Origin of the sequence: Xylophilus sp. GOD-11R (assembly GCF_033546935.1) — a bacterium.
Taxonomy (GTDB): domain Bacteria; phylum Pseudomonadota; class Gammaproteobacteria; order Burkholderiales; family Burkholderiaceae_C; genus Xylophilus.
Window position 1 is genome coordinate 4709644 of the sequence record NZ_CP137854.1, and the last position, 13818, is coordinate 4723461.

General features: G+C 65.7%; 13 protein-coding genes and 1 pseudogene. 9 read left to right on the forward strand and 5 right to left on the reverse strand.

The window, feature by feature from the left end; genetic code table 11:
- The first annotated feature begins 21 nt into the window (after window positions 1–21).
- Complete coding sequence (locus R9X41_RS21725; protein ID WP_318632514.1) at window positions 22–390, forward strand: YXWGXW repeat-containing protein; 369 nt, start codon at window positions 22–24, stop codon at window positions 388–390.
- Between the two features lie 9 nt (window positions 391–399).
- On the opposite strand, the gene R9X41_RS21730 is transcribed toward R9X41_RS21725, so the two are convergent.
- Together R9X41_RS21730 and R9X41_RS21735 are read right to left on the reverse strand one after the other, a co-directional pair.
- On the reverse strand, window positions 400–1671 hold the full coding sequence (locus tag R9X41_RS21730; RefSeq protein ID WP_318632515.1) for an FIST signal transduction protein: 1272 nt from the start codon (window positions 1669–1671) through the stop codon (window positions 400–402).
- A gap of 44 nt (window positions 1672–1715) precedes the next feature.
- The gene (locus R9X41_RS21735; RefSeq protein ID WP_318632516.1) at window positions 1716–2684 is read right to left on the reverse strand and encodes a PhaM family polyhydroxyalkanoate granule multifunctional regulatory protein; all 969 of its coding nucleotides are present in this window, start codon (window positions 2682–2684) and stop codon (window positions 1716–1718) included.
- 149 nt (window positions 2685–2833) lie between these two features.
- Here R9X41_RS21735 and R9X41_RS21740 point away from each other — a divergent pair, with 149 nt between their 5' ends.
- Complete coding sequence (locus R9X41_RS21740; RefSeq protein ID WP_318632517.1) at window positions 2834–4039, forward strand: toxin-antitoxin system YwqK family antitoxin; 1206 nt, start codon at window positions 2834–2836, stop codon at window positions 4037–4039.
- 14 nt (window positions 4040–4053) lie between these two features.
- On the opposite strand, the gene R9X41_RS21745 is transcribed toward R9X41_RS21740, so the two are convergent.
- On the reverse strand, window positions 4054–5097 hold the full coding sequence (locus tag R9X41_RS21745; protein ID WP_318632518.1) for a fumarylacetoacetate hydrolase family protein: 1044 nt from the start codon (window positions 5095–5097) through the stop codon (window positions 4054–4056).
- Between the two features lie 69 nt (window positions 5098–5166).
- On the opposite strand from R9X41_RS21745, the gene R9X41_RS21750 reads away from it, so the two are divergent.
- The 5 genes from R9X41_RS21750 to R9X41_RS21770 all read left to right on the forward strand — a co-directional run bounded on the left by R9X41_RS21750 (window position 5167) and on the right by R9X41_RS21770 (window position 9326).
- The gene (locus R9X41_RS21750) at window positions 5167–6228 is read left to right on the forward strand and encodes a DUF3108 domain-containing protein (protein WP_318632519.1); all 1062 of its coding nucleotides are present in this window, start codon (window positions 5167–5169) and stop codon (window positions 6226–6228) included.
- A gap of 128 nt (window positions 6229–6356) precedes the next feature.
- Entirely contained in the window at window positions 6357–6635 is a 279-nt protein-coding gene (locus R9X41_RS21755) for a BTH_I0359 family protein (RefSeq protein WP_318632520.1), read from the forward strand.
- A 117-nt stretch (window positions 6636–6752) separates the two neighbouring features.
- Window positions 6753–7529 carry a ChaN family lipoprotein gene (locus R9X41_RS21760; protein WP_318632521.1) on the forward strand — a complete coding sequence of 259 codons (777 nt, stop codon included), beginning with the start codon at window positions 6753–6755 and terminating at the stop codon, window positions 7527–7529.
- Between the two features lie 35 nt (window positions 7530–7564).
- On the forward strand, window positions 7565–8410 hold the full coding sequence (gene purU / locus R9X41_RS21765; protein ID WP_318632522.1) for a formyltetrahydrofolate deformylase: 846 nt from the start codon (window positions 7565–7567) through the stop codon (window positions 8408–8410).
- Window positions 8411–8417: 7 nt separating this feature from the next.
- Complete coding sequence (locus R9X41_RS21770) at window positions 8418–9326, forward strand: LysR substrate-binding domain-containing protein (RefSeq protein ID WP_318632523.1); 909 nt, start codon at window positions 8418–8420, stop codon at window positions 9324–9326.
- A gap of 33 nt (window positions 9327–9359) precedes the next feature.
- Here R9X41_RS21770 and arsC read toward each other — a convergent pair whose 3' ends face one another.
- On the reverse strand, window positions 9360–9791 hold the full coding sequence (gene arsC / locus R9X41_RS21775; RefSeq protein WP_318632524.1) for an arsenate reductase (glutaredoxin): 432 nt from the start codon (window positions 9789–9791) through the stop codon (window positions 9360–9362).
- Complete coding sequence (locus R9X41_RS21780) at window positions 9788–11485, reverse strand: O-linked N-acetylglucosamine transferase, SPINDLY family protein (protein WP_318632525.1); 1698 nt, start codon at window positions 11483–11485, stop codon at window positions 9788–9790. Before R9X41_RS21780 ends, arsC begins: the two co-directional genes overlap by 4 nt.
- Window positions 11486–12435: 950 nt before the next feature.
- Between R9X41_RS21780 and R9X41_RS21785 the strand changes: the two genes are divergently transcribed.
- On the forward strand, window positions 12436–13131 hold the full coding sequence (locus R9X41_RS21785) for a WecB/TagA/CpsF family glycosyltransferase (RefSeq protein WP_318632526.1): 696 nt from the start codon (window positions 12436–12438) through the stop codon (window positions 13129–13131).
- A 279-nt stretch (window positions 13132–13410) separates the two neighbouring features.
- A pseudogene (locus R9X41_RS21790) lies at window positions 13411–13535 on the forward strand (IS3 family transposase); the annotation flags it as partial.
- Between the last annotated feature and the right edge of the window lie 283 nt (window positions 13536–13818).

Genomic DNA, 13818 nt, shown 5'->3' on the forward strand with positions numbered 1-13818 from the left:
AACCACGAAAGAAGAACCGCCATGAACATCCGCAGGACCACCCTCGCCGCCACCATCGCCCTGCTGTCGCTGGGCACGCTGGCGACTGTTCCCAGCGTCGCGCAGGCGCAGATCATCGTGCAGGTCGCGCCACCGCCGATGCGCTACGAACGCGTGCCGCCACCACGACGTGGCCAGGTCTGGTCGCCCGGACATTGGGAATGGCGCGGCGGCCGGCATGTCTGGGTGCGAGGGCAGTTCCTGCGCGCCCGTCCGGGTTACGCCTACCGGGAACCACGCTGGGACCAGCGCGGCGACCGCTGGGAAATGCGCCGCGGTGGCTGGGACCGCGACGGCGACGGCGTACCCAATCGCGCCGACCGCAAACCCAACAACCCGCGCCGTTACTGAGTCCGGGATTCAGTTGTCGGCGATGAACACCGTCAGCACGCCGGTGTAGCCGTGAATGTGGTGCCGCGCGATTTCACCGCCGGCGAAGAACCCCACCAGCGGCACGTCGCCGAGCGAGCGGCGGATGATCTGCATCTCCGCGCTCGGCGAGCCGAAATGCGGGCCGCCGCGCCCCGCGCAGCTCACATACACCGCGCCGACGATATGGCGCGTCGGTGCGACCGGCGCATCGTCGAGGCCGGCGCTGCCGTGGCTCAGGGGTAGATCTTCCGGGGCGAGTTCTTCACGGATCTCGGCGCAGATCCGCACCAGGTCGGCGCGAGCACCGACCGGATCACGCCGGCAGAACGCCACCTGCGTGCCCGGCTTCACGCGCCCGGCCACCGCCACGCCTTCGCGGGTGGTGTCCAGCCCGATGATGTGGCGCACCTGGGTGTCCACCCCGAAATGGCCCGCCCGACCGACCAGTTCCAGCGCGCCGCCATCCGACGGATCGAGCATGCCCACCAGGGTGCGACGCACCGTCGCCAAGGCTTCCTGCGGTTCTTCCAGGCTGATCTGCAGTTCGGACAACAGGGTCTGCAGCGCCGGCTGGCCGTCGATCTGCACGATGACGTGTTCGTCGGCTTCGGTCACCGTATGCACCGGCCCGAGCGGCTGGCAGCCCTGGGCCACGCGCGACACCAGGTTGACGCCCTCGCCGAAAGCCACGCCCGACAGGCCGCCGACAAAGACGCCGCTGGCCGCGCCCTGTCCGCGGATATTGCCGTTGCCGCCCACGGCGAACTGCACCGCCGCACGCCGGCTCGACGCGAGTCCGCCGAACAGGTAGCCCGTGGCGGTGCGATCGGCCATTTCTGCGACCAGTTCGGCGATGTCCGGCGTGTGGGCGTCGGCATGGAGCAAGGCGGTGTGCGCAGCGAAGCTGCCGGTGGCCAGCGAGCCCAGAGGCGCCACGCCGGAGAACACGCGGTACTGGTCCGGCGGCAGCTCGCAGAGCATCACGCACAGGGCCGGCTCGTCCAGGTATTCGGCGTTGTTCACCGCCACGCCGACGCCCACGGTGCCGGCCCAGTCGGTGATCTCGGGCAACTCGGCGCTCAGCGCGGCCAGAATTTCCTCGGCCGCATCGGCGTAGTGGTCGGTGATGTAGAGCAGGCCCAGGGTCGGGTGACGTGCATGGCCGGGCAGTGCCAGCTGCGCCCGCAGCTGGGCGAGCACCAGACCGGTGGCCATGCGCCACTGCGGATGCGTGGCATGGCCACAAGGAAAAAGCTGCATGGAGAGCGCTTTCTTGGAACTGAAATCCGAGCCGGCGTCGAAACTCAACGGGGACTTTTGCGCGCAGGCGACTTCTTGGCAGCGGGTCTGGCGGCCGACTTCTTCGCCGCCGCGGGTTTAGCCTTCGCGGCAGCCTTCCTGGCGACGGGAGGCCGGCTCGCCGCTGCAGCGCCGCGTTTGGAAGCGCCGGCCGCCGACTTTCGGGACGCGGTGGTCGCCGCTGCCGCCACTTCGGCCGCCATGCGACCCGCCGCGTCGAAGGCGTCGCGGGCGGCTTTCTGCAGATCGGGATTACGCCGCGCCTGCTCAGCCGCTTCTTGCATCGCGCCAGCGGCGATCTGCTGGAACTGACCCGTCAGGGCACTCCACCACTGCAGCGGATCGACAGCGGGCGGGGGGGCCGGGGTGCTGGCAGAAGCGGTCGAAGCAGAAGCAGTCGATGCCGAAGGCGCCGGCTCGGGCTGCGCCACGGGCTCGGGGGCCGGCGCAGGCGCCGCCGGCTCGGACGCACGACGGGTGTACATGTCGTCGTAGGGGCCTGCACCGCCGGCAGCGGCCGCCGCCGCAGGCGCCTTGCCGAACCCGAAGGCACTCGCCAGATCCTGCACCGGCACGTTCATGCCGCGCAGTGTGGCCAGGGTCATCTTCTGCACTTCGAGCGCCTGGATCGTCGCGGCCAGCGCCCGCGCGTTTTGCTCTAGCCAGAACTGCACCGTCTTCAGTTCGCCCACCCGCTTTTCGATTTCTTCGGGCTGCAAGGTCGGCGCCACCCATTTCGACCAGTCCGGTGCGGCCGGCACGCTGCCGACGGCCCCTTTCGACGCGGCCTGGACCAGCCCCTGGAGAAAGTCGAAACCCGGCACGAAGGCGCCGAAGCCGAAAGCGTTCTTGTCGCTCATGAGATGGTCCTTGTATTTGGCCGATACGCCGTGTTTTTCGGCGCCGTGCCAGCTTACCGCATGGCTTCCCGGCCTTCGGTTCATCGCGTACTGCGCAGTGGATTTCGTGAGCATCTCACCAACCAACCGCCTGTTGTATTTGTCTGTCTCTCGATGTAACGAATGTCGATTCGATACCGGTTCGCAGGAAAGTGGCTGCTAAGCTCGTTTCGCCGTTGGCAATGGCTCCAGCGGCCCCATGGAACGAAAGCGAAGCTCAGGAGATGCGCAAGAGAACGCCGGCGTGCGGGGTTCCGGTCTGGCAGGACATCGGCCGCGCCGTCGTCATGATTGGCCTGGCTTCCGGCCTGCAGATCGCCCATGCCGCCAGCGCCGCACCGATTTGCGATGTCAACGGTGCGGTGATGAATCCCACCGACAAGGTGGCCGTACAGGGCCGGACCGGTGTGATGCGTTGCCGTGACGCGGTCACCGGCCAGGTGGTGCGCGAACAAGACCTGCAGTCGGGCCGTTTCACCGGCGCGGTGCGCTACTTCACCAACGGCCATCTCAGCCGGGAGCAGTTCGTCAACGAAAAAGGCAATCTCCAGGGTCGCAGCCGCGAGTTCGCTGCCGGCGGCCAGTTGCTGCGAGAGGGTAACTACGAAAACGGCGCGCTCAATGGCCTGACGCGCAATTTCCACCCGGACGGCCGCCTGCAGCGCGCCAGCTTCTACGGTCCTGCGGGCGAACTGGCCTATGCCGAATTCACCCGCCGTGGCGACCTGCGCTCCCTCAAGTGCGCCGACCGGCCCGTGCTGGCGCCGGCGGTCGACGATGCCCGCCTGTGCGGCTTTGCGCCCAGGCCCTCGCAAGTGAGCTTCGTGGCGGAGTCGGGCGCCCTGCGCGCACGGGCCACCTTCGTCGCGGGCAGCCGGGTGCGATACGAAACATTCCAGGACAACGGCCTGCCCGCCACGCAGGAAGAAACGTCTGCCAACGGCCGGATCGAGCGCATCTTCGGCGCCGACGGCACGCGACGGCGCGAGGTAGTCTGGGCTCTGGTCGATGGCGCCAGCCAGCGCGATCGCGAAATGGAGTTCTCGTCGAGCGGCCGACTCACCCGCGAACGGCGCTGGAGCCAGGGCGAGCTCTCCAGCGAACAAACCTACTACCTCAACGGCCAGCCCCGCAGCAAGGCGCGCTACACCAGCTCCGGCAGCGTCCGCACACTCGAAACGCAGGACTACTACGAGAACGGCATGCTGGCCGCGCAGGGCAGCTATGTCGACACCGGCCGCTACGCGCCGACGCCCGTCGGCATCCACCGGCAGTTCGACATGCAGGGGCGGCCCAAGGCCGAATCGGTCTACGACACACGCGGCCGCCTGCTGCGCGAACGAAGCTGGGATCCGGCCGGCGTGGTGTTGCGCGACGACGAAGTGCTCGAGGACGGCTCGCGGCGCGGACCGGGGCCGGCTGCCCGCTGAGAATCGGTCGTGCGTCAGGCCTCGGCCGCCGCACCCCCGTCGTCGTCAAAAGTGACTTCCTGCGCGATGGCACCGAAGATCGATTGCCCGTCGCGGCCCTTCATTTCGATACGCACCGTGTCGTGCGCCTGCAGCCAGGCCGTCTTGGCCGAGCCGTCCTGCAGGGTTTCGATGGCGCGCTTTTCCACGATCGAACCGTAGCCACGCGGCCATTCCAGGCCCGAGGCATCTTGCCTGCGGACGCGCTTGCCTTCGGCGCCGGCTTCACGCGGCGTGCCGCGGTGGCTCGCCGGCCCCGAGCCGACGATGGTTCCGGCGACCAGCCGGCCATGGCGGGCCGCCCGCGCGATGAGATCGCCGAAATGGAAGGCCATGTCGGCGTCGGCCTCGCACAATCCGACCTTGCGACCATTCCAGGTGGTCTGCAGCACGCCGGCCAGTCGGCCGCGTGACCATGCGGCACCGAGTTCGTCGGTGGTGACCGCGACCGGGCCGAAAGAAGTGGCCGGCCGCGCGTCGAATTCGGCCGGCGCGGGTCCGCGCAGCGCGATACCGCCCGCCAGCATCAGGAGACGGATGCCTTCCAGTCCTCGCTCCGGCGTGCAGCCGGCCGGGATGTCGCCGGTGACGACGGCCAGACCGGACTCGAAATCGGCAGAAACGCCGGTGCGCTGCAGCCGTACCGCATCCACCGGGCCGAGCATCGCCGAGCCGCCGAGGCGGGTCAGGCTGGGCGTCTTGCGTGCCGCGACGGACGTACCCGCGGCCTGCTGCAGCAATTCGTCGCGATGGACGTACGCATCGCCTTCCAGATAGGCGAAGGGCCGGGGCAGCGGCGCCATGCACCGTTCGGGTTCGAAGGCGAACGCATGGCGTGTCCGGCCGGCATTGAGGTCGTCGGAGAGATCCTGGAGTTGCGGCGACAGGAAGTTCCAGTCGTCGAGCACCGCCTGCAGGCGATTGGCGATGCCGGTCGCATAATGGGCCGAGGTCAGATCGCGCGATACGACCACCAGTTGCCCTTCGCGCGATCCGTCCTGGTAGGTGGCGAGTTTCATCGTGCGATTGTCGCCGTAGCGCTGCGCCCCGCCGCCGCGCCCTCCAGCCCCGCCTTCTCCCGTGACGCCATGCGCCATGCCGCCTCCGCCCCGCCCGTCAAGCCGATCCGGCTGTCCCGCGCCATGCTCGCCGTGCTGGCGATCGTGGTGCTGGCCGCCCACCTGACGATACTGGGCTGGTTGCCGCTGGGCAGCACCAACGGGCAGGCACTCGACGAAAAGACGCTGCACCTGGTGACCCGCGTCGTGCCACCACCGCCCCCGCCGCCGCCCGCACGCAAGCCCCGACCGCGGCCGACCGCGCAGCCGGAGTCGCCATCCCAACCCGTCGCCACGCCATCCGCGGTGTCCGATGACGCGGCCGCGCCCGACAGCGGTGCGAACGACGGTACGGCGCCGGCATCCGATGGCACCGCGCCGGAACAAACGACCGCCGAGGCGACGCCACCGCCCGAACCCACCCCGCCGGTTTCGGCCACGCCACCGCCACCGATCGGCCTTCCGGCCTCGGTGCGCCTGCGCTACGAGATGAACGGCGAGGCCAAGGGACTGGTCTATCACGCCAACGCTGACCTGCTCTGGCAGCAGGACGGCGCCCGCTACAGCACCCGCATGGAGGTCAGCGCCTTTCTCATCGGTTCGCGCATCCAGACCAGCGAAGGCACCATCGGCCCTGCGGGGCTGGAGCCGGAACGCTTCACCGACAAGGGCAAGCGCGAGCAGGCCACGCATTTCGACCGCGCGGCCGGCCGCATCGTCTTCAGCTCCAACGCGCCCCAGATGCCGCTGCCGCCGGGCGCGCAGGACCGCTTGAGCGTGTTCCTGCAACTGTCATCCCAGATGGCGGGCGACCCGGGGCGTTACCCCAAGGGCACGACCATCACCATTCCCACCGCCGGCTCCAACGACCTGGGCGAATGGACCTTCGTGGTCGGCGACGAGGAAGCCTTGCAATTGCCGATCGGGGCCCAGCAGGCGATCAGGCTGGAGCGCTCGCCGCGCAAGGCCTACGACACCCGCGTGGAGGTGTGGATCGCCCCCGCGCTCGGCTACCTGCCGGTGCGCATGCGCATCACCCAGCAGAACGGCGATTTCATCGAACAGCGGCTCGACTCCGCGGAAAGACCTTGAAAACAACGGATCGTCAAGGGCTTGTCCTACCCGGTTATGCTCTCATGGCAACTTCCAGCAAGAGGGCATTCCCCTTGAAACTGGCACCAAGGTTGCTATCTGTCAGAGACCGATGAAAGGCAAGCACCATGCAGATGCTGTATGACTCCGAGAGCTTTGTCGTAGTCCACATGGTCCCCGACGACGACGAGGATCTCCCCGAATCCACCGGCCCGCAGCTCGCGCGCCACGGCTTCGAGATTGTCGATAAACGATCCGGCAAAGAGGTTTACCTCGACGGCTCCTGGGCCGAGATGTTCCAGGAAAAGATCCTCGACTGGCAAAAGAACACGCCGACGCAGGAAGAAGTCGAGGACACCCTCGACAGCTACGCCGGCCTGGCCCAGAACCCGGTGATCGTGCACTGAGCACGCTACCCACGACCCATCGAACGCGCCACGGAGCAATCCGGCGGCGCGTTTTCTTTTGTGAAATTTGTGGGATTGGACTTTGGGCATAGTGACGCCATGCGACCCCGACAACACATGCTCATGGTCCTGGCCTCCGCGTTCCTGGCAGCCTGCGCCACACCCAACGCGCCCGACGCGAGCGCCGGAAAGCCCGACATCCTCCTCTTCGGCGAACGGCACGACGCGCCCGGGCAGGTCACGGTGGTCGTCGCCAGCTTGAATCAGCTCGCGAACGCGCAACACCTGTCCGCGCTGGTACTGGAGATGGCGCCGGCGGGCACGACCACCGTCGCGCTCGGCCGCGACGCCACGCCCGATGCCATTCGCCAGGCCTTGCGCTGGAGCGAACGATCCTGGCCGTGGGAGCGCTATGCGCCAGCCATCACGGCGATGGTCGCGGCCGGCATCCCGGTCATCGGCGCCAATTTGCCGCAGGACCAGATGGCCGCCGCCATGGCCGATGTGTCCCTCGACGCCCAGCTGCCCGCTTCCGCCCGCGAGCGCCTGAGCACCGCCCTGCGCGAGGGCCACTGCGGCCTGCTGCCCGAAAGCCGCCTGCCGCAGATGCTGCGCATCCAGATCGCGCGCGACCGCAGCATGGCCCACGCGCTGGCCGAATCCGCCGCCGGCGGCCGCACCGCCGTGCTGCTGGCCGGATCCGGCCATGTGGACGCCGCCATGGGCGTTCCTCAGCACCTGCCGACGCAGCTGCGCGTGCGCGCCATCGCGCTGGTGGCCGACGGCGACGTCGCCCGGGGCCGCTTCGACGAGCTGCAGCCGACGCCACCCGCGCCCGCCGGCGACCCCTGCGCCGGGCTCGCCACGCGCCTCGGCCCGAAGCCCGCGCGCTGAACCAGGCAGCGACGGCCTGCGACAATCCGCCGGTTATGACCCACGCCTACATCCTCACACTGTCCTGCCCCGATCGCCCCGGCATCGTCCACGCCGTCTCCGGCTTCCTGTTCGAGCGCGGCAGCAACATCGAGGAGGCAGCCCAGTACAACGACCACGCCACCGGCCTGTTCTTCATGCGCGTTCAGTTCCGCCATGACCTCGACACGCCGGGCCTGCGCAACGAAGTCGGCGCCTTCGCCGCCGCCCACCAGATGTCCTGGAGCCTGCATCTGCAGCAGGAACCGGTGAAGACGGTGCTCATGGTCAGCAAGGAAGGCCACTGCCTCAACGACCTGCTGTTCCGCTGGAAGAGCGGCCTGCTGGCCATCGACATCCGCGCCATCATCAGCAACCACCGCGACTTCTACCAGCTCGCGGCCAGCTACAACGTGCCCTTCCACCACATCCCGGTGACGGCCGCGACCAAGCCGCAGGCCGAGGCCCGGCAGTACGAGATCATCGAGGCCGAGGGCGCCGAACTCGTGGTGCTGGCGCGCTACATGCAGGTACTGTCCAACGACCTCTGCCGCAAGCTCGAAGGCCGCGCGATCAATATCCACCACAGCTTCCTGCCGAGCTTCAAGGGCGCCAAGCCCTACTACCAGGCGCACGACCGCGGCGTGAAACTGATCGGCGCCACCGCCCACTACGTTACCGCCGACCTGGACGAAGGTCCGATCATCGAACAGGACGTCGCCCGGGTCGACCACAGCAAGACGGTCGAAGACTTCACCGCCCAGGGCCGCGACACCGAAAGCCAGGTGCTCGCGCGCGCCGTGAAATGGCACAGCGAACACCGCGTGCTGCTCAACGGCCACAAGACCGTCATCTTCAAATAGAGCCGCCATGGCGCAGCCGAGCGGCACTCCGGTGATCGTCGCGGGCGCCAAGCGCATCCCGCCGATCCAGTGCCTGCTGACCTTCGAGGCGCTGGCGCGTCTGCGCAGCGTCAGCCAGGCCGCCGAGGAGTTGTGCGTCACCCCCAGCGCGGTCAGCCACCGGGTGCGGCAGCTCGAGCAGGTCATCGGCGCCAAGCTCTTCGGCCGCGCCGACTTTTCGCTGACCACCGACGGCACCCAGTACCTCGCGCAGGTCCGCGAAGGGCTGGCCGCTCTCTCGCGATTTCCGGACATCGGCGCCGCGCACGGCGGGCGGCGCAAGCTGCGTGTCGCCGTCACGCCGACCTTCGCGCGTTCGCTGCTCATACCGCGCCTGCGCCAGTTCACCGAGGCCTATCCGGAGATCGACATCGCGCTGCAGGTGAGCATTCCGCTGCTCGACGTGGTGGCCGAAGACGCCGACCTGATGGTGCGCTTCGGCACCGGCCGTTATGCCGACGTGGAGCACATCTGCCTGGCGCAGGACGTCGTCACCCCGCTCGCCTCGCCGGCCTACCTGCGCGAACACGGCCCGTTCGACACACCCGCCGACCTGGAGCGCGCCGTGCTGCTGCGCTCGCCGCTCGACCCGTGGCGCAACTGGTTCGACGCGCAGGGCCTGGACTGGCCCGAGCCTTCGGAGGGATCGTCCTTCAACGACATCGGCCTCATCTGCGACGCCGCTGCGCAAGGCCTGGGCATCGCGCTGGCGCGCCTGAAGCTCGCCGCGCCCTGGCTGGACAACGGCTCGCTGGAGCGCATCTTCGACCTCGACGTGCCCAGCCCGCACGGCCATCATCTCTGCTGGCGAACCGGCACCATGGACCGCTGGGAATGCGCGGCCTTCGCCGACTGGCTGGGCAAAAGCCTGGCGTGAGCCCGGCCGGGACCGGGCGCTGACCGATCGGCGTCAGGCCTGCCCGATGCGCCGGCCTGCGTCGTCGACGACCGGCGGCCCGTCTTCCTTGGACAACGCGGCACGCTGCGCCGAAGGCAGGATCTCCAGCACGGTTTCCGAAGGCCGGCAGAGCCGGGTACCCAGCGGCGTCACCACGATCGGCCGGTTGATGAGGATCGGGTGCGCCAGCATCTGGCCGATGAGCGAGTCGTCGCTCCATGTCGCGTCGGCCAGCCCCAGCTCGGCGTAGAGCGCTTCCTTCTGACGGATCACCTCACGCACCGGCGTGCCCATGTCGGCGACGAGCTTCGTCAAGGTCGCGCGATCGGGTGGTGTCACCAGGTATTCGACGACGACGGGCTCGACACCGCTGTTGCGGATCATCGCCAGCACGTTGCGCGAAGTGCCGCACCGGGGGTTGTGAAAGATGGTGATGTCGGTCATGAAAGCTCCGGTGTGGGCAGCATCGAAAGATACGCGTGGTCGAGCGCGCGCACATAGCCCGCGGTATCGAACATGGGCGACTCCCGCCTGCGGTCCATCACGGCGCGGACTTCAGCCCGGAATCCGTCATCCCTGGCCAGGCGGACCGCCGTCGCGACGAACTCCGGAGGGTTCTCCAGAGCCAGGTGCGGCAGCCCGGCCGCTGCCAGCAGACTGGTCGCCACGCGCGAGGCAAAGGTCTGGCCGGACAGCGTCACCACGGGAACTCCGGCCCACAGGGCGTCGGTCGCGGTGGTGTGTGCGTTGCAGATGAAAGTGTCGAGCGCTGCGTCGGCCAGCGCCAGCCGCGCAAGATGCAGGGGCTTGGACAGCACCGGTGCAAAGACGATGCGGTTCGGGTTCACGCCCTCCAGGCGCGCCTGGGCAGCCAGCCGCCGGCGTGCGACACCCGGCGCGTCGAGCAGCCAGAGCACCGAACCGTCGACCGCCTTGAGCACCTGCATCCAGGCGCCGAACGTGCGGCGGTCGATCTTGGCCGAGGTATTGAAGCAGCAGTAGACGAAGCCCGTGTCGGGCAGCCCCGCCGCGGCGCGGTCGGGCACGTTCGGGTCGATCGCCTGTCGGTTGTCGGTCGCCTGGTAGCTGAACGGCAGGCGCACGACCTTCTCGGTGTAGCCGTCCTCGTACCCGAATGGAATCACGTGGTTGTCAGCCACGATGTAGTCGATGAACGGCGCGCCCATCGTTCCCGGATAACCGAGGTAGTTGACCTGCACCGCAGCTGGCCGCAGCGCCAGCACTCCGGGTCGGCCGTTGCCGGTGTAGCCCTTCAGGTCGACCAGGATGTCGATGCCGTCGTCGGCGATGCGTCCTGCGATGGCTTGGTCGCTCAGTGGGTGGACATCGGCGAAATGGTCGCAGTCGGCCATCACCCGCTGGCGGTGCGGCCCGGTGTCGGGATGCCCGATGGAATAGGCGAACACCTCGAAGCGCGACCGGTCGTGCAGCGCATAGATGGCCTGCGTCAGGTGCAGGGTGGGATGGTCGTGGAAGTCGGCCGACAGATAACCCAGGCGAACGCGCCGGCCGGTGCGCGTGGGGGTAGGCCGGCGTGGCATCGGCATCTGGTCACCGAACTGCCGCGCGTAATACATGGCAGCGGCCTTCTGCTCGTGCCGATCGAAATCCAGGAAGACGGTGCTGAACGGCGCGACCATGCCCCAGGCCTCGTCACCCCGATCGCACAACTGCTGCCGGATGAACGCGACCTGCTCCGCCACGCCGTCCCAGTCGCAGGCATCGAGCAAGGGCCGCAGAATGTTCAGCCGCGCCTCGACGCGCAATGGGTCCAGGCTCAATGCCCGCTTCAAGTGCTCGATGGCCAACTCGATCCGGCCGGATAGATGGCAGGCGTTGGCCAGGTTCACCCAGATGCCGGCGTCGGCTTCCGGCGCGATGCGCGCGGCTTCCTCGATCAGGCCCATGCCTTCTTCGTAGCGGTGCACGGCCATGAGCAGCGCGCCGAGGTTGCTCATGGCGAAAGCGTGGTCGGGTTTTTCGGCGAGCGCCTGCCGGAAACTGCGCTCTGCGGCCGGCAGATCGCCTCTGCCCCAGCAGGCCAGCCCGTCGGCGTTCAAGTGCCGGGCCGAGCGGCGCTTCGATGATTCGAAGGTTTTGAGCAGGCGACGCAGCATGGGCGAACAGAGCTTGCAGCGCCATGGAACGCTGCCGGACGGCGGTGAAAAGAAAGATGGTGCGGCTGGCGGGGATTAACCCCATGTCTATAGCCCCAATGCGAGCACCAGTTGAGCATTCATTTTATGACAGTAGGTTGGGCTACCTCTTCACTGCCCTCTCTTAGTCATGACATAAGTGCGCGATTGTTCAAGTGGTCCGGACGTGCCACCGGCCACAGCAGTGTCCGCAATCGCAGCCTGACCCAAGCCCGAAACGGCCGAAACGTTTGCACTCGTACTGGTGCTGGAGTCGCTCGAAACACCGCCACTATACGTGGAAAGGTGAGTCTTCGCCTCCGCCGCCACAGGCCTGCAGCATCGCGGATGCCGACGCAATGCTCGCTGCCAGCCAGGTACTCGTACGTCGCGGCGCGGCGATGGGCGAAGAAAGTTGGCCTAGCTTCTGCGATTCCGAAGCATTGGCCGGTGCGGGACAGGAAGCGGATTTGATATAGGCCATACGGCTTAAATTGCAACTACCGTGCTAGACCTGCATCGCGCGCTTGTGTCGCATGATGACGCGATACTTTCTGTCATCAGCCGTTAAAGCATTGCGCGAGACATGTCAATTTCCGAGATCGCAAAAGAGTAGGCATGGCTTGCAATACGTTTATTTATTATTTAGCAGCAGGGGCGGAAGACCCCATTCAGCCAAATACGTCAGCCCAGGAAGCTAAGTCCGCGTGCCAAGAAGCCGTGTATGTGGTTCCCGAAAGAGGACTTCGCCAAGAGACCGCCTGTGGAGATCAATTGAATACGGCTATTCAGTTTTTCATATAACGGAAGGCTTGACCTAAAAACGGCGGTTTTAAGCTAGGTGTATGGACTCTTATTACGTAATTGGAAGCTGGAAAAGCCGATGGGGTAGGTTGCTTACGAAAGTTAGAATCGTTAACGATGATATGGGCATGAAAGATTTGATGTCGGATCTTGCAAGACCCCGTGGCGCTAAAATTCTTGCTTTCGTGAATGCCCATGCGATGAATTCTGCGGTCAATTCGCATCAATTTTTTGACGCATTAATGGGAGCCGATATCCTGCTGAGAGACGGGTCGGGTGTGGCAACCTTGCTGCGAATGATCAATCAAACGCCCGGTTTTAATTTAAACGGAACAGATCTAATTCCGCATATTCTTAAAATCTATAATGGCCAAAGAATTGCTCTGTTTGGCACGGACGATCAAATCGCCCGCCGAGCACGCAGCGTAGTGCTTGCGAATATGGATGGAGTCGCAGAAGTTGATTCAATGCACGGGTTTTTAGAGCTCGATCTTTACATTGCTTCTGCCCTGCATACTCGGCCTGCTTTAATCATTCTAGGCATGGGTATGCCTAAACAAGAGATCCTTGCAATCGAACTGCGGAAGGCGATAAAGGATTGGCCTTGCTTGATAATTTGCGGCGGCGCAATAATTGACTTTATCGGCGGCAAAGTTCGACGCGCTCCAAATTGGATGCGCTTTATTGGGCTTGAATGGTTGTTTCGCCTAGTTTTAGAGCCGCGACGATTGTTCAATCGTTACGTTATTGGGAATCCAGTCTTTTTAACGCGCTCTGTTTTGATGCGGCGTCATATAAAAGAACGAGAATCCAAGAGCGATTAGTTACTGCCCGGGTATTCCATTCAGCAGGCTGGGCTGCAACTCAAGGTCGGCCAGAGCGTTGCCTTGGACGATGATCGCTCTTCCATCGTATTAAATTCCCCGTCGGCTTTACAGCCGTCCCCTCGGCTGCGCAGTTGTAGACTTCCGCGGCCAGGTTTGGCAGCCAAGCGACCTTGTCGTGCATCGCCCCGAGTTTTGACTAGGCTTCAACACTTGAGAAGAAGAAGCCATAAGAAGCTGAACTAGTTCTCGCCCGAAGTTCGTAAGCGTGCAGTGAGGATGGATGGGAGCACCGTAATGAGTACCCGTCGCTGTCGGCAATAATTGATCCCATTGCGCCGAAAATTGGCAGCGTGCGCAGGCGCTCAACGAATGGGTAAAGCGAGTCGAGGTAGATGCCGGCGTGGCAGCTGCCAAAGCGGCTGGCGAAATCCCGTCCGCCATGCGGCGTCTGCGCGATTCAAGTTCGGCACACGAAAGTTCGACGTTGTTGACGTCAAGACGGAAGGTCTCCTCTGGAACGAACGCCATGCCATTGGCTTTTTGCCCAACGATCTCCAATGCAACGACATCAGCAGCCTTACCTGCTAGGAAGACCGCTGCAATCACGTCCGTTTCGTCTGTCGGTACGCGATAGATCCCTGAGGCTCGTGAAAGGCGAGAGCCAGCGGGCCTAGTCGACAGGGT